Origin of the sequence: uncultured Acinetobacter sp. (genome assembly GCF_947626835.1) — a bacterium.
Lineage (GTDB): Bacteria > Pseudomonadota > Gammaproteobacteria > Pseudomonadales > Moraxellaceae > Acinetobacter.
In genome coordinates this window covers 54,451-69,942 of the sequence record NZ_CANQTS010000004.1, presented here as the reverse complement: position 1 = coordinate 69,942, position 15,492 = coordinate 54,451, and the positions used below count along the sequence as shown (strand labels likewise).

Genomic DNA, 15,492 nt, shown 5'->3' with positions numbered 1-15,492 from the left:
GATGACTTCAATGTTTAAATTAGAGAATTCAACGGCGATCTGCCCGACTCATCAAGTGAATATGGTTGTGATTGTGGGTAATACGATTTGCCCGCAATGCGCGACTGAAGCTGTACAGAAATCAAAAATAAATGAAGCGAATGCCCAATCGGAACAATGGATCAGCACTCGCATAAAACAGGCATTTTTCCCGCGCCGTCATGCTGAATGCACTTTGAAAAGTTATTCGGTGAAAACACCAGGTCAGCAAGTTGCACTTGAAGCATGTGTGAATTTTTCAAAGGACTTGGAATTAGGCCTGAATAAAAATTTGATGTTAGTTGGAAGCACCGGTACAGGTAAAACACATTTGGTTTGTGGTACTGGCCGTTACTTGTTGCGTTCTAAGAAAAGTGTTCGCTACATCACCAGTGCTGAAATTGCTGAAAAGATCATGGGCAGTTGGAACCGCAAAGACCAAACAGAGCAATCCGTAATTGATGAATTGGCTTCGTATGATTTTCTGATCGTTGATGAAGTAGGTCTGCACGATTCAAGTGCAAGTGCTGATGGTAAAGCCAAAAGCATGAATGATATGAAGCGTGAAGCTGTACATAAGTTGCTTTACAAGCGTTATGACGACATGAAAAGCACAATCCTTGTATCTAACTTTGATGCACCGGCATTAAAAAAATGGATGGGTGATCGTCTATGGTCTCGTTTTCACGATAACGGATCTCGCCTGGTTGAATGTATTTGGGCTGATGCTCGTACAGGGGGTGCAGCATGACCAGACTCGAACATTTATCACAATTCAGCAATGCGGTACTTAGTCCTGAATTGAATGCGTGTGAATCTCTAATGAAGAAGGGTGGCTCTGGTCATGCTGTGTATTTTTCAAATAAACACAGCAAATTAAAAACGGATGAGATTGCATTTCGTAAAGCCTGGTGTGAACAGCAAGCCGATCTAATCGGTGAATTTGGCGCAGTGATTGAGGTAGTAGCATGAAGAAGCCAGTAAAGCGTAATAAGAAATACAACCCAAATAAACCGCTACCTAATCCAGTGCGTAAATTTCAATTTGCAGGTGAAGCTATTGAAGAAAACCTGCAGATGGATTTATGGCAGTTATTGAATGGCAGATCAGAGCATGAAGGTCCAGAACTTGAACACATGCTTACTATGGTGAAGGGTGATCTAGTGATTGCTTTTCGCAAAGGTTTGATTGATTCAGAACAAAGCTTTCATATTGCTTACAAGATATATGCAGAACACCCAAATGGTGCATCTATTGAGCTTGATTATGAAATAGCTGTACCAGAGCGTATGACGTATGGCCAGTTCTTATGTGGTGCTGATAGAGAAAATGGCGAGGAACCGATTTACATCATGGAAGCTGGCTTAAAAACCGAATGGAAGGGCGCGAATAATTTGATGAACGATTACTTCCATGCAACCGCTGGACCGGACTTTAAAATTGTTAAACAGCCGTATGTAGTTACTTGTTTTTCAGCATTTAGAAATTTGGCGTGTGCAAGAGAATTTAAGGCTATTCAGTTAATTAATTTGGGTAATGGCTTGGGAGTAGCTGCATGAGTTTAATTCAATCAGGTACATGCCCGGACAAGCGCAAAGAGTACGAAGCCTTTTTCATGAACCAACCGTTTTACCTGCAGTTGAAATATATCCGGGGTGATCGATTGTTTGATTTTGATCAGGGTATTGGGTACCGCGATTTAACTGTTCAGATTGGGTATGTGTGTTGGTGTAAGGGTGACATGGAGTTTGTTGTATGAAGCATCAATGCTTAGAGCATGGCGAAGTGGGATTTTGTGATGGTTGTTTGGTTGATAGCCTGCATTATGAGATTGCTCAACTTAAATCCAAACTCAACCAGAAGAAAAGTGAGTGTGCAGGGTTGCAGGGTCAGATTGATAAGGCGTTGGTTGCTTGTCATGAATCTGGAGTGTTAGGCGTTTTTCTTGCTATCAAGGTTGAAGATGCCCTGCGAGGTGACTCTAAGTGAAAATCCTCATCGGTATCGATACTGGTGTTCATACAGGCTTCGCCGTGGCATTCGACCATGGTGAAGGTGGTGTGCTTCAAAAGGTGGAAAGTCTCAGTATTACTCAAGCCATGCAAAGTGTTCTTGAATTGGAAGATGAGCACGATCTTAAAGACATCATGCTTTATATCGAAGATGCACGAAAACGTACCTGGTTTGGTGGTGCTGATGCTCGACAAGCCAGAAGTGGGGCAGGAATTCGCGAAGGCGTTGGATCGGTTAAACGTGATGCACAAATTTGGGAAGACTGGTGCACTGAGCAAGGTCTTAATTTCAAGATGATTCACCCAGCGGCAAATGCAACAAAAATGAAAGCAGCAGATTTTAAACGTAGGACCGGTTGGACTGGTCGCACGAATGAGCATGCACGTGATGCAGCTATGTTGGTATTTAAAAGATTTGCGAAGTTTTGAGGGGAATAGGGATTAATGCAGCGCTAAAACACACGTGATGCAGAAATGTTGGTATTTCACCGTATAGCTAGACACCAAAAGGACTGATATGGAACGCATTAATGATTTAAATGGGGATTTAAGAAGTATTGCTGAGGTCATTGGTCGACAAAATGCGCTTTATCTTGTCAGCCAGTGCCCGCGATACAAAACAGAAAAACGTGCAGGACAAGGGCAATTATTTCTTTATGTGCCAACACTGAAAAGGCTCGAAATGAATCATTTCCTTGTAAAAACTCTTGGCTATCTAGATGCGGAAAAACTCTCAAAAGAATTTGGCGGAGAGTTGCTTGTATTGGCTCAGTGTAAGCAAATCATTTTGAAAACACGCGACAACGGTATTCGCCAAATGATGAAGTATGGCTTTGGGGTTCAAGAGCTTGCGAATATTTTTAATGTAACCGAAAGAGTTGTTTCAAGAGTCTACGGAACAGAGTTAAGCAACCAGCAAATGACTTTTAAATTGTGAATAATGAAAAATAATTTGCACTCTTAAACAATAAAGAAAATTAAAAAGGTGTGTGGAAAAATGGGTGGAAATGAATGGTGGGTCGCTGTGTTGAAGTTGTTGAGCGATTTTCAGTATTGGATTGCAGGTTTGATGGGGGCGGTTGTGGCAACTCGATATAACAAAGAGCAGCTTAAAACACCCAAAGACTACGCCGTGTTTTTACTGTCGGGTGCATTTACGGCACATTACCTCACTTTACTCATTATGCATTACACGGCGCTTGCACCGAGTCATGCGGGTGGTATTGGGTTTTTGACTGGAGCGCTTGGTGGGTTGGTCTTACAAGAGTTCTTCGCTTGGATTAAATCGGGTGCATATAAGCAGGTCGGATTTACATCATTTTTCATAGAAATGATGAAAAACTGGTTTAAGCGGGGTGGTAAGTGATGAGTATTGATCAATCGAGTCAAGTTGCACAGGCATATTCATGGTTACGATCAATCTCAGGCGGAAAGCTTGAGCAGTCACAAGTGATTGCTGGCGATGAAATTATTGCATGCCATGGCTTAACAACATTCGCAACGCTGATCGGGTTTTCATTAACCAATACTGTAAGTGGTCATTTTGATATTTCAGGTTATGGCTATTCCATCATCCGTGAAAGTGAAGGCTTTCGGAACCAAGCTTATAAAGATACTGGCGGTGTTTGGACAATTGGCTATGGAACGATCAAGTATCCAAATGGTGTGACCGTCAAACAAGGTGATACCTGCACCCAAGGCCAAGCAAACTTATGGCTGATAAACGATTGCAAATGGGTGGATGCATGCCTTGATAAACACATCAAAGTAAAACTCAATCAAAACCAATTCGATGCATTGGCTTCATTCGTTTACAACGTTGGCGAGACAGCATTTGTGAAAAGCACCATGCTGACGCTAATCAACCAATCAAAGTTTGGATTAGCTGCCAATCAGTTCGACCGTTGGATCTATGACAATGGCAAAGTCATTAACGGGCTGGTGAACCGCCGTGCTAAAGAAAAACTCCTATTTTTGAAATGAGGTGGTGTTGGGTATGTCTTTAAAAATTGGTCGCATTCTTATCACTTATCGTTTTAATCCACCTAAATATGATCCGCATTCGCCTTACTGCGTTGAGGCGTTAGGGCGCTTGGTGGTTGGTGGTGGATATAAGGGTTTTTTGCTGGGCGTACATGGTTGCAGTTTTGGGATTTTCTTAACTGCTAAAGATAAAAGCGTTTATCGCAAAGTTGGATAATTGCATACGATTATGAATATTAAACTCATTGTTGCTCTTGGCTTTTTACTGACCAGTATTTTCATTGGTTGGTGCTGTTATGACTATGGTTATACACAGGCACGCACACAGCAAATAGACAATTACGAAAGCATGATTCGAGAACTGAAAGCTGAATCAGATCAAGCACTCGAAAGAGAGCGTGAGAGTTACAAAAAACAAGAGCAACTTGAGACTAAGTACCTTGAAAAGATTAAGGAATTACAGCACAATGAAACAACTCTTATTAATGAGTATCACGCTAACAATCTCAGGTTGCGCGACTCACTTAAAGCCAAGCAATGTCCCGATGTGTCCAGCACTGCCAACAGCACCAGCGGCAATCATGCAACCACAACAGGCGGACTTCACGACAGAGATGTCGAGTTTCTTATTCGGTATGCCGCAAGAGCAGACGCCGTAGCAGAGCAACTCAAGAGTGCTCAAGCTCTCATCAAGCAAGACAGAGAGCTTTGTAACGGTCAGACCGATATATCTAATATCAATGAAAAAATAGTTTCCCAAGGTACTTCCAGAGGGGCACCCAAGGCGGGGGCAAAGACCTCGCAGGTTTTCATATCTGTGTGAATTTCAAAATCGCAACATACTACTACTTCTTAAATATAAATAGGTTTGGATGATGTCTTGTCATGACGAATGCTGTAAAGGGTCAAAACGTAAGTAGAGCAGGGCTTGCAGAGGTTTTTGGGGTTGCTTTAACAACCGTTGATTCGTGGGTAAAAAAAGGCTGCCCAGTAGTAGTGCGTGGTCATGGAAAGGGGCAAGAATGGAAGTTTAATACAGCCCAAATTTCATCATGGCTCCAAGACGAAGCAGTTGATCGAGCAACAGGTGGCATTCCAGATGACCTCGAAGAATTAAAATTGCGTGAGCAAAAAGCAAAAACAGAACTTACTGAATTAGAGTTGGCCACAAAAAAAGGTGAGGTTGCATTAATTGCAGAGTTTGAGCGTGCTCAAGCAATGGTATTTGCTGCTATACGTGCAAATATTATGAATGTGCCGCAGCGTGCCGTTTTACAGCTACTTGGTGAAACTGATGAAAGAGCTTTTAAAGAGAAATTAAAAGCTGAATTGGTCTTGGCGCTTGAAACTTCAGCGGAAGAGGAGCTGGAGGAGGAAGAGATTGAGTGATTTATCTATATTCAGTAATCACGGATCTGTTTTAGATGCTGTAAAACGCTCTATGCATCATCTGGTACCGCCACCAGATATTTTGCCAAGCAAGTGGGCAGAAAAAAATATTAAAATCCCTGTGGGTAATGCGATACCGGGTCCTATTAATTTTGATAACGCACCTTATCAAAGAGGGATGATTGACGCCATTAAAGAATATGGTGTTCGTCGTATTACCTACATGACAGGCGCACAGCTTGGTAAAACTACCATTCAGCAGTGCGCAACCGGTTATTTCATTGCTCATGAGCCTAAATCACAAATATTCGTACAGCCAACACAAGGCGATGTGCAAACTTTTCTAGAAACTAAGCTTCGTCCAATGATTGAAGCGAACAGGTCTATTTCACAAAAGATGGCCAAGCCACGTAGCCGTGATGGTGTGAATAACAGTCGCATGATTTCTTACGTTGGTGGTTGGTTGATGTTTTCCTGGGCAGGCTCTCCAAAAACTTTGCGTTCGCGTTCTGCACCAATTACGCATGCCGATGAAATTGACGGCATGGAGGCAACGGCAGAAGGTGATCCAATTGAATTACTTGCTCAGCGTTCTGCAACATTTGGCGACCAAGCATTAAGAACTGAATCAAGCACACCCACTATTGCAGGTGCAAGCCGTGTTGAAAATGCGTTTAAGCAAGGTGATATGCGCCGGTATTATGTACCTTGTCCACATTGCAATGAAGCGCAATTTTTAAGGTGGGAAAATGTCACTTGGCAGGGTCGAAAATCTACAAATATTCAAGATGCAAAAGAGGATTTGGATCAAGAACATGATGTTGAAACAGCGGGTTATCGCTGTGAATGCTGTGGTGTAGTGTGGTCTGATGGTGAGCGCATTGCATCGATTCGCAATGCTGAAAAACTTGGTCATGGTTGGAAAGCCGAAAAGCCTTTTAAGGGGCATATTAGCTTTCACGCACCAGAGATGCTTTCTACATTCCGTAAGATGCGTGACATCGTGCAATCCTATTTGGATAAATTGACACTTGATGATTTACAGGTATTTGTAAATGTGTCACTGGGTGAAACTTATGAAGAAAATGGAGATAAGGCAGATCCTGAAATACTTCAATTGCGTGCTGAGGAATATGTCGCACGTGTGCCGAACGCAGGTGTCTATCTAACTTGTGGTATCGACATGCAGATGGATCGTTTAGAACTTGAGATTGTCGCTTGGGGTGTAGGTGAAGAAAGTTGGTCTATTGATTACCGTGTGCTTTGGGGTGATCCGCTGGGTGATGAAATCTGGGAAGAATTAGACGACATTCTTGAAGCTACGTATCTGCATGAATCGGGTGCACAACTGAGTGTTTCGGCTGCATGTTTAGATACAGGTGGTACGGCTGGTTATACACAGCGTGCCTATGAATATGTAAAAAGTCGTAGAAATAGAAAATTATTTGCAATTAAAGGGCGTGCCGGTTGGGGTATGCCGATTGTGCAAAGTCCACAGCGTAAGCAATCGGGTAAAGATAAGCGTAAAGTTGATTTATTCATTGTGGGGGTTGATGAAGCCAAACTCACTGTCATGCGCCGTTTGGATTTAGAAAAGAAAGGACCGGGATATTGTCATTTTCCACATGACCGAGAAAGTGAATGGTATAGACAATTAACGGCTGAAAAATTGATTATCCGCTATGTCAAAGGACAGCCAATACGTGAATGGCATAAGCCAGATCGAGCACGAAATGAAGCACTGGATTGTCGTGTATATGCTTTGGCTGCTTTAAAAATTATGCAGCCGAATTTAAAGCGTGTAGCTGAGCGTGTATCAATAGATGTGTCAGATCAACCTGTGATTGAAAATAAAGAGAATACCGAATCTAAGCCTAAAACTGTTGTTAAACGTAAGGTTGTTAAAAAGCCACAAGCAAAAATAGTCATGCCAGCTATCAAGAGTGCTGTGGTTAAGAAAAAACGAATATTTGGAAATAAGAAGCCGTCCTAAATACCAACAACAAAACTGAATAATGATTTCAAAGTTAGCTTTGACTACATTCAAATTTTATATTTGAGTAAATAAAATGGTTACTGAAATCTCTCCAGCTGAGCTAGTTACTCTTAAAAATGGTCAAATTTACAAAATAAAAGGCTTGTCATCTATATATACATATCAATCAACAGCAACAGCGAGTGCTGTGTATGGGAGTCACGATCAAGTCAACTGGGTCAAGATTGTAGATTTGGCTATTAATGATTCATCTGTATTACAGCAAAGCTGGCATTACATCAAAGTTGTTGGTGGTGATGTTTTATTAAGACGAGGTTAATTATGGCTATCGTCAATTCAAGAGCAGCTATTGAGCCTAAAACTGGTAAAGCTGCCATTTTTGTTAATGAAACCATACACTCACTAATGCGCAAACTATTCTCAAACGGTGAGCAGGGCTTCGCATACGACCCTAACGACTTAAGTACACTCTATCAAGATGCAACAGGGATTGTTCCAGTCACAGCAGCAGGGCAGCCTGTAGGGTTGCTGTTGGATAAGAGCAAAGGGTTGGTACTTGGCAATGAATTGTCAAACTATTCAGCAGGGTTTAACTCACTTGCAGGAATATCGCCTGTATGGGCTACGCTTAGCATTGAGGGTACTGCTTTGGTTGTCACAGCGCAAACAGGCCCTGCTAATCGAGCTGAAATACCTATTTCAGGTCTTACGGTTGGCAAGTTCTACAAAATTAAATTCATTGCACGTAAAAATGAAATTGGCGGTACTCAGCATTTCCGATTGTTTTCTGCATTTGATAAATTCAGCTATCGGACTACCCTTACTTCAACAACTACAACTGAATACACTTTTATCTTGGAAGCTACGTCTGTTTCGGGAGTGCTACGTGCTTATGCAGTCGCGACAGAAGCTATTGGTGCTCAAATAATAGTCGAGTCTGTTTCGGTTAAAGAAGTGGCTGGAAATCACGCATATCAAATTGATAGCGCTAAAAAACCACTATTACAAAACGACATTAAATTTGACGGCATTGATGATGCACTAAACATTGCATTCCCAAGCGCTTTAACAAACTGCACGATTGTAACTGTAAAGCACGGTGAGCAAACACAGATTTTAGATAATCAAGCAATCAATCAAGCACATATTATTAATCAAGATTTTAAGCAGTACTTATTGATTAATCGCGCACTTACTGATCTAGAGCGCAGTCAAGTTGCAGATTATTTTAATAAAATTGGGGCGGCTACATGACAAGTGATCTTTATATTTTATCAGTCGTGAATATCATCCCTGCCGCTTACCTTGCTTTAATCAATGCGCTTGCAGAAGTCTACGAATGCGGCCCGAATAACATCAGCGTGCCGCTTTGCGATAAAAGTGGTGAAGTGACTCACTACGGCTGTCATAGCTACTGGCGCATTGATGACTATGCCGAATTTAGCAGTGACGAACTACGCAATGCATTTATTAGTCAATTATCTGTTGAGCTACAAGAGCCAATGCAAGCAGCTATTTCCGTTTTATATGAACGTGTAGTCGTAGACGGTGACGCACAAGAGAATTGGCAGGCAGCATTAGCCTTAAATGGGCTTTCTGAAGTTCTGGAAGAAGTTTAAATTTAAATTTTTACAAGCATCCGAAAGGGTGCTTTTTGCAATTGTGAATAATGAAAAAAAACGCCTAAAAAATAATGATAAGACCAAGAAAACACGCATTTTTGGTTAAAAATACATGAGTGGTCAGCAATTTCCAAACCAAATCAAAGCAGGTACTACGTTTAAATTTAGTTTGAATTTGACCGCTTATCCTGCCTCCGATTGGACAATTCACGCCTATTTACGTGGTGCTGATGCAATTGATATGCAGGCAGAACCACAGGGCAATATGCATATTTTCAATATTTCAGCTTTGGTTACTAAAGAATACAAAGCGGGTCATTACGGCTATTCACTTCGAGCAATTCAAACTGAATCTGGTGAAGTTGATGAACTTGAAGCTGGTGCTGTTGAGATTAAAGCAGACTTGGCAGCGATATCTACAAGCCAAGATTTAAGAAGTCATGCACGTAAAACATTAGATGCAATTGAGGCAACTATTGAAGGGCGTGCATCTCTTGATCAAGAACGATACAGAATTAACAACCGTGAACTATATCGAACACCACTAGAAACTTTAAAGAAACTACGTGATCAGTATCGAGCAGAAGTGAGCCGTGAAGAAGCAAAGCTATCCGGCAAAAGCATGTTCGGTAAAACATTACGTGTGCGTTTGGGGTAAGCCATGTTTGGATTAGTAAAGAAAGAAGACCAAATCAGAACTCCACACGTTACAGAATTGAATGACGTAACTGTGAACAAGCCAAAAAAACTATATCGAAATATGGTTCGCTCTTTTAAAGCTGCTGTTTCAAGTCGCTTAAACAGTAAGTGGCCATCTATGCCGATCAGCGCGGATATAGTAATTGAACGCAATCAAAGAATTTTAGTGGCACGTAGTCGTGAGCAATGCTCAAACAATGACTATGCGAAAAACTATGTTCGCATGGTGCACCAAAATATTGTTGGCCCTACTGGTGTGACACTTCAAGCACAAGTTAAAAACTCCGCAGGTAAACTTGATGCCCAAGCCAATGATGCACTTGAGTTTGCATGGTCTGATTGGTCGAAAAAAGAAAATTGCGATATTCAATCAAAGAAAACATGGCGCTCTATTCAGCGTACTTGCGTGGTTTCTGCAGCTAAGGATGGTGAGTTTTTTGCACGGATCGTTCGCGGTGGTGACGCTGGGCCATGGGGGTTTTCGTTACAGATGATTGATGCACAACGTTGTCCAATTGATTACAACGCTAAGTTGAAAAATGGCAGATTTATTCGCCAAGGCATTGAGTTTAATACTTATGGCAAGCCAATCGCATATTACTTTAATGCTACAGATGGTGATGATGTTTACTATCGAACAGCGACTAACAATTACACTCGTGTAGAAGCTTCTGATGTAATTCATGGATTTTTAGAAGACATGGTTGGGCAAAAGCGTGGCTTGCCTTGGACTTCTACAAGCTTATTCCGATTACATCAAATTTCAGAATTTGAAGACTCAGCTATTGTGAATGCACGTGTTTCCGCTAACAAAATGGGTTTTATTCAGTGGCGTGAGGGTTTCGGTCCTAAATTTGAAGAAGACGATGAGATTCAAATTGAATCGCAAGCGGGTGAATTTCCGATGCTACCCGAGGGGGCAGAGTTAAAAGAGTGGTCGCCAAATTATCCAACAGGTGAATTTCTACCATTTCACAAAGCAATGCTTAGATCGATGGCGGCAGGTATGGGGGTTTTATATAACAACCTTGCTTCAGATTTGGAAAACGTCAACTTCTCAAGTATTCGTCAGGGCACATTGGATGAGCGCGAACACTGGAAAGAACTACAACAATGGCTAATTGAAACACTGATTGAGCCTGTATTTTTTGAATGGCTCAAATATTCGCTATTGAAAGGCCATATTAAGAAAAAAAATGGTTCTTCATATCAGGCATTGGAGCTTGACCGATTAAGCAAGGTTTCTTGGCAAGCACGTCGTTGGACGTGGATCGATCCATCAAGCGAAGTAGCAGCCGCTGAAAAAGCAAAAAATAACATGCTGACTTCACCAGGCTCTGTAATTCGCGAACAAGGTAAAGATCCGCAAACCGTGTGGGCAGAATCCGCGCGTGATTTAAAAACAATGAAAGACGAATACATTAATCAAGGTTTTTCTGCTGAAACCGCAGAAGAAATGGTGCTTGCCAGCATGGGGCGCAAACAAACAGGGGCGGTAGGTCGTCCAAAGGAAGGTATGTAAATGAAAATTAACCGTATCAATTTAGCGATGGCTTTGGCTGGTACCTATTTTACACGTGATGCTTCAAACACTGTGTTGCCTGAATTTAACAAGGAGGCATTAACGCGTTCTTTTACTTTTGAGCGCGCTTCAATTGATGAAGAAAAACGCACTGTAGAGCTTTCATTTTCAAGTGAAGTGGAGGTTCAGCGTTGGTTTGGTTTTGAGGTACTAGATCATAGTGCTGGCGCTATGCGTATGGACCGCATTATTGGTGGTTCTTTGTTGCTGAATCATGATTGGGATGATCAGGTGGGTGTTGTTGAATCTGTGCGCATTGATGCAGATCGCAAAGGTCGTGCGGTAGTTCGTTTTGGGCGCTCAGCACATGCAGAAGAGATTTTTCAAGATGTTAAAGATGGTATTCGTAAGCATGTATCTGTGGGTTATCGCGTACTCGGTGCCAAGTTAAAAGAAACACGTGATGATAATGATGTTTATCTCATTACAGATTGGGAACCTTATGAGATTTCACTTGTATCTGTACCTGCGGATATCACAGTGGGGGTGGGGCGTTCTGCAATTGTGAATAATGAAAACACGCCTACGAATTTGCAAAATGAAAAAATAAACAATACTCAAATTCCTCATCAACAGAGAACACACATTATGAATTGGGAATATTTTACTGACGAAAAGGGCAACCAAGTACGTCAACAAGTAGACGCAGAAGGTAAGCGTTTTGGTGCAATCGAATTGGTTCGCGCTGTTGATGATACAGCAGAGCAAGGCGCGCAAGCAGAGCGCAAACGTGTAAGCGATATTATTGCTTTAGGTGAGCGTTTTGGTGCGAGTGACTTGGTTCGTCAATTCATTGATGAAAATAAAACAGCAACAGATTTGCAAGCCGCAATTTTAGAACGAACCCATAAAAAACAAAGCAAACCGTTACGCGAACAAACGCGTGATAGTAACCTTGGTTTGTCTGATTCGGAAGTTCAGCGTTTTAGCTTGGTCCGCGCAATTCGTGCATTACTTCCAAATGCAACACAAGCAGATAAAGAAGCAGCTGCTTTTGAAATGGAATGTAGCCGTGAAGCTGAAAAAGCGTATGGTCGTACTGCACAAGGTATTTTAGTGCCAAGCGATGTTTTAAATCGTGCGTTTGAAAAAGGCGGTACTTCAAGCTCTGGTGCAAGCCTTGTTGCTGAAGACCATCGTGCAGACATGTTTATTGACATGCTTCGCAACCGCACTTCAATCATGGGTCTTGGTTATGTGATGGGTGGTTTAGTTGGCGATGTTGATATTCCAAAACAAACTGCTGGCTCAACAGCATATTGGTTGGGTGAAGATGAAGAGGTTGGCGGTTCAAATCCTACTACTTCACAATTAAAAGCATCTCCTAAAACAGTTGGTGGCCGTGTTGAGATTACACGTAAGCTTTTACAACAAAGCTCTCCAGCAGCAGAAGATTTGGTTTGGAATGATTTAAACCGTTCAATTGCATTGAAAATTGACCATGCTGCTTATTACGGTTCAGGTTCTGCAAATCAGCCACTAGGCCTTAAAAATATTTCAGGCATTAACGCCGTGAATTTTGCTGCGGATAATCCTACTTTTGCTGAATTGGTGAAAATGGAGTCTGAAATTGCATCTGATAATGCAGAAGCAGACCGTATGGCATATGTGATTAACGCAGTAATGCGCGGTCATGCAAAAACAACAGCGCGTTTTGGATCTGGTACAGAAAGTACAATCTGGGAAGCAGGCAATACAATGAACGGCTACCGCACAGAAGTAACCAATCAAATTGCCAATGGTGATGTGTTCTTCGGTAACTTTGCCGACTTAATCATCGCACTTTGGGGTGGTCTTGATATTACTGTCGATCCGTATTCATCAAGTGCTAAAGGTGGCGTGCGCATTGTTGGCTTCCAAGACGTAGACTTTATTCTTCGCAATACTGCATCAATTTGCTATGGCAAGAAACCAGCTTAATGCTGGTTTCTAACCTGTCTTTAGACTTTATATAGGCATATAAAAATGGTTAAGAAACTAACTGTAGTTATCGCTTTAACTTCTGCTGTTGTAATTGATGGTGAAATTCGTGTTGCAGGCGCTGAAGTTGAAGTTGATCAAGATCTTGCAAAAGATTTATTGGCGCGTGGTCGTGGCGTATTGGTTGAAGCAACCGATTCCACCCAAGAGGGGGATGAAGAGATTGATTTGGCTAAAATGACAAAAGCTCAATTGGTTGAATTTGCACTGCATGAATATGAAATTGAACTTGATGCATCGCTTACCAAGTATGCATTAATCGAAGCGATTCAAGCAGCTGCGGCAGACGAATAATGACTTCGCCGAGCTGGGAAAATTTAGACGTTTTTCTACAAACTGATGCAGTAGGTGGTTTTGCTATTACTGCAACGGTTCAGTTTGCAAATGGATCTGATGATAAGCCAGTAACAGGCATATTTGATGAGCCGTATTTAAATGCTCAGCTCGGTGAATATGAAGTTGATGATGCTCAGCCACGCTTTACATGCAAATCAAGTGACGTTAAAGGTGTTGCACGCGGTGATGGTTTGTTACTTTCTGATGGTCGAAAATTTCATGTGATGACATATCCACAGCAAGACGGTACTGGAATGTCTATTCTTAAACTTGAAGTGAATGCATGATTTCTCTTGATATTAGTGCTCAAGGCATTGAATCAATTATTGCTGAGTTAGAGCCTACAGAAAAACAAGTTAATGCTGCATTAAGCCGTACTTTAAATAAGATGGCCAAGTGGATTCAAACGAGAACTGTAAAAGGTTTGAGTGCAGAGCTTCAAGTTATGCAGAAGGTTTTACGCAGAAGAATGCGTAAGACGACGATTCAAAAAACAAGTACAGGTTGGACAATCAATCTTTGGTATGGCTTAAACGAAATATCATTGATTCATTTAAATGCACGTGAAACTAAACGTGGTGTGACTGCTGGCAAACATAAGCGAGACGGTGCTTTTATTGCTAAAGGTCAAGTTTTTAAAAGACAAGGAAAAGGACGTTTGCCACTTGAAAAGCAAACGTTAGAAATTAAAGAAAAAGCAGATTCATATTTAGATGGCCAAGCTTTTTCTAATGGGTACCAAGAGCAATTTTTTAAAGTTTTGGAGCATGAATTGAAATGGCAGATGCGATAGAAGGAACAGACATCGTTGCAATGCATGAGAACATTGTAAAAAAACTTTCAGATCAATTTAAAGATGATTTTAAGTTGATTGAATTTTATCGAAGTGAAAATGATCGCACGCCATTAAAAAAAGAAAATTTACCAGCATTGTTGCTTGAGGTTCCAGACTTTGAATTAAATTTGGAAGAAGATGCGGGCACAGAACAATTACCTATGCTTGCTCGCATTGAAGCGCGCGTTGTTATTGATGCAATGGAAAAAGAACAAGACAATCCAACTTTTGCAAAATTAAAGGTAAGAGCACTTGCCTTAAAACTCGCGCAATACCTTTTTAAAAACAAACATTTTCATGAGTTAAAAACAGGTCCATTAACTCTTTTAGATGTGACTGAAGATGCATTTTATCCTGGACTAGACCGCTATGATGTTTGGCGTGTGGATTTTTCTATACCCATTCATATTGGTGAGAGTATTTGGAAATCTGGAGGTGTGACGCCTACAGCATGGTTTGGTTGGTCGCCTGAAATTGGTAGCGCTCATTCAAGTGCTTATCAGGAGATACTGCCATGAGTTATGCATTAGCACAGATGGATCGCATCCTTGCAAACCTTATAAAGATAGGTCGTGTAGATAGCGTTGATTTAGCTGCTGGTACTGCAACGGTGGATTTTGATGGTGAGTTGGTATCAGGTCTTGAGTGGTCTAAATCACGTGCTGGAGCAGATCGTTCATGGAATGGTGGTTATACCAAAGGCGAGCAAGTTGTAGTGCTATCTCCATCGGGTGATTTGTCACAAGGTGTTATTGCATTTGCGATATCTCAAGATGCCTTTCCGAATGCTGGTGATGGTGAAAATCCTAAGCATATTTATGCAGATGGGACTGTGGTTGAATACAACAAGGCGAGTCATACATTGAATATCGATCTTTCCGCTTCAGGTGGCAAGGTTGTGATTAATGGTGAATTGGTTGTAAATGGCTTAGCTGAATTTAATGGTTCTGATGTAACACATAAAGGTAAAAGCATTGGTAAAGACCATTCACATAAAGGTGTTCAAACTGGCAGTGGTAATACTGGGGCGGTGAACTAAT

The 15,492-nt window shown here is 41.4% G+C and carries 24 protein-coding genes; all 24 read left to right on the top strand.

Annotation, left to right across the window (positions count from 1 at the left end; all coding sequences use genetic code 11):
• Position 1 precedes the first annotated feature (1 nt).
• The 24 genes from Q0Z55_RS03755 to Q0Z55_RS03640 all read left to right on the top strand — a co-directional run bounded on the left by Q0Z55_RS03755 (position 2) and on the right by Q0Z55_RS03640 (position 15,491).
• On the top strand, positions 2–769 hold the full coding sequence (locus tag Q0Z55_RS03755) for an ATP-binding protein (protein WP_297424332.1): 768 nt from the start codon (positions 2–4) through the stop codon (positions 767–769).
• Complete coding sequence (locus tag Q0Z55_RS03750; protein WP_297424329.1) at positions 766–990, top strand: hypothetical protein; 225 nt, start codon at positions 766–768, stop codon at positions 988–990. The genes Q0Z55_RS03755 and Q0Z55_RS03750 overlap by 4 nt, the downstream gene beginning before the upstream one ends.
• Entirely contained in the window at positions 987–1,577 is a 591-nt protein-coding gene (locus Q0Z55_RS03745; protein WP_297424327.1) for a hypothetical protein, read from the top strand. Before Q0Z55_RS03750 ends, Q0Z55_RS03745 begins: the two co-directional genes overlap by 4 nt.
• Positions 1,574–1,777 (top strand): hypothetical protein, encoded by a 204-nt coding sequence (locus Q0Z55_RS03740; protein WP_297424324.1) that lies wholly within the window; start codon positions 1,574–1,576, stop codon positions 1,775–1,777. Before Q0Z55_RS03745 ends, Q0Z55_RS03740 begins: the two co-directional genes overlap by 4 nt.
• The gene (locus Q0Z55_RS03735) at positions 1,774–2,007 is read left to right on the top strand and encodes a hypothetical protein (protein ID WP_297424321.1); all 234 of its coding nucleotides are present in this window, start codon (positions 1,774–1,776) and stop codon (positions 2,005–2,007) included. Before Q0Z55_RS03740 ends, Q0Z55_RS03735 begins: the two co-directional genes overlap by 4 nt.
• Positions 2,004–2,459, top strand: coding sequence for a hypothetical protein (locus tag Q0Z55_RS03730; RefSeq protein ID WP_297424318.1), 456 nt, complete (start codon positions 2,004–2,006; stop codon positions 2,457–2,459). Before Q0Z55_RS03735 ends, Q0Z55_RS03730 begins: the two co-directional genes overlap by 4 nt.
• An 88-nt stretch (positions 2,460–2,547) precedes the next feature.
• Positions 2,548–2,967: a Mor transcription activator family protein gene (locus Q0Z55_RS03725; protein ID WP_297424315.1), complete on the top strand. Its 420-nt coding sequence runs from the start codon at positions 2,548–2,550 to the stop codon at positions 2,965–2,967.
• Between the two features lie 60 nt (positions 2,968–3,027).
• Positions 3,028–3,396 carry a hypothetical protein gene (locus tag Q0Z55_RS03720; protein WP_279734059.1) on the top strand — a complete coding sequence of 123 codons (369 nt, stop codon included), beginning with the start codon at positions 3,028–3,030 and terminating at the stop codon, positions 3,394–3,396.
• Positions 3,396–4,013 carry a lysozyme gene (locus tag Q0Z55_RS03715; RefSeq protein ID WP_297424311.1) on the top strand — a complete coding sequence of 206 codons (618 nt, stop codon included), beginning with the start codon at positions 3,396–3,398 and terminating at the stop codon, positions 4,011–4,013. The genes Q0Z55_RS03720 and Q0Z55_RS03715 overlap by 1 nt, the downstream gene beginning before the upstream one ends.
• 13 nt (positions 4,014–4,026) lie before the next feature.
• Positions 4,027–4,230, top strand: coding sequence for a hypothetical protein (locus Q0Z55_RS03710; protein WP_297424308.1), 204 nt, complete (start codon positions 4,027–4,029; stop codon positions 4,228–4,230).
• Positions 4,231–4,242: 12 nt separating this feature from the next.
• Entirely contained in the window at positions 4,243–4,836 is a 594-nt protein-coding gene (locus Q0Z55_RS03705) for a lysis system i-spanin subunit Rz (protein ID WP_297424306.1), read from the top strand.
• Between the two features lie 62 nt (positions 4,837–4,898).
• Positions 4,899–5,402, top strand: a complete 504-nt coding sequence (locus Q0Z55_RS03700) for a terminase small subunit (protein WP_279698867.1) — start codon at positions 4,899–4,901, stop codon at positions 5,400–5,402.
• Positions 5,395–7,395, top strand: a complete 2,001-nt coding sequence (locus Q0Z55_RS03695; protein WP_297424298.1) for a phage terminase large subunit family protein — start codon at positions 5,395–5,397, stop codon at positions 7,393–7,395. Before Q0Z55_RS03700 ends, Q0Z55_RS03695 begins: the two co-directional genes overlap by 8 nt.
• Before the next feature lie 76 nt (positions 7,396–7,471).
• Positions 7,472–7,717 (top strand): hypothetical protein, encoded by a 246-nt coding sequence (locus Q0Z55_RS03690; protein WP_297424296.1) that lies wholly within the window; start codon positions 7,472–7,474, stop codon positions 7,715–7,717.
• A 2-nt stretch (positions 7,718–7,719) separates the two neighbouring features.
• The gene (locus Q0Z55_RS03685; RefSeq protein WP_297424294.1) at positions 7,720–8,652 is read left to right on the top strand and encodes a hypothetical protein; all 933 of its coding nucleotides are present in this window, start codon (positions 7,720–7,722) and stop codon (positions 8,650–8,652) included.
• Positions 8,649–9,017 (top strand): hypothetical protein, encoded by a 369-nt coding sequence (locus Q0Z55_RS03680; RefSeq protein WP_297424291.1) that lies wholly within the window; start codon positions 8,649–8,651, stop codon positions 9,015–9,017. Before Q0Z55_RS03685 ends, Q0Z55_RS03680 begins: the two co-directional genes overlap by 4 nt.
• 115 nt (positions 9,018–9,132) lie before the next feature.
• Positions 9,133–9,678, top strand: a complete 546-nt coding sequence (locus Q0Z55_RS03675; RefSeq protein ID WP_297424288.1) for a hypothetical protein — start codon at positions 9,133–9,135, stop codon at positions 9,676–9,678.
• Positions 9,679–9,681: 3 nt separating this feature from the next.
• A complete protein-coding gene (locus Q0Z55_RS03670) occupies positions 9,682–11,241 on the top strand; it encodes a phage portal protein (RefSeq protein ID WP_297424286.1) in 1,560 nt (519 codons plus the stop codon).
• The gene (locus tag Q0Z55_RS03665) at positions 11,242–13,221 is read left to right on the top strand and encodes a phage major capsid protein (RefSeq protein WP_297424284.1); all 1,980 of its coding nucleotides are present in this window, start codon (positions 11,242–11,244) and stop codon (positions 13,219–13,221) included. It begins immediately after the preceding gene.
• A gap of 45 nt (positions 13,222–13,266) precedes the next feature.
• Entirely contained in the window at positions 13,267–13,575 is a 309-nt protein-coding gene (locus Q0Z55_RS03660; protein WP_297424281.1) for a hypothetical protein, read from the top strand.
• On the top strand, positions 13,575–13,904 hold the full coding sequence (locus tag Q0Z55_RS03655; protein WP_297424279.1) for a hypothetical protein: 330 nt from the start codon (positions 13,575–13,577) through the stop codon (positions 13,902–13,904). Before Q0Z55_RS03660 ends, Q0Z55_RS03655 begins: the two co-directional genes overlap by 1 nt.
• Complete coding sequence (locus Q0Z55_RS03650) at positions 13,901–14,410, top strand: phage tail protein (RefSeq protein WP_279734051.1); 510 nt, start codon at positions 13,901–13,903, stop codon at positions 14,408–14,410. Before Q0Z55_RS03655 ends, Q0Z55_RS03650 begins: the two co-directional genes overlap by 4 nt.
• On the top strand, positions 14,395–14,970 hold the full coding sequence (locus Q0Z55_RS03645; protein ID WP_297424272.1) for a hypothetical protein: 576 nt from the start codon (positions 14,395–14,397) through the stop codon (positions 14,968–14,970). Before Q0Z55_RS03650 ends, Q0Z55_RS03645 begins: the two co-directional genes overlap by 16 nt.
• On the top strand, positions 14,967–15,491 hold the full coding sequence (locus tag Q0Z55_RS03640) for a phage baseplate assembly protein V (RefSeq protein ID WP_297424269.1): 525 nt from the start codon (positions 14,967–14,969) through the stop codon (positions 15,489–15,491). Before Q0Z55_RS03645 ends, Q0Z55_RS03640 begins: the two co-directional genes overlap by 4 nt.
• Position 15,492 lies beyond the last annotated feature (1 nt).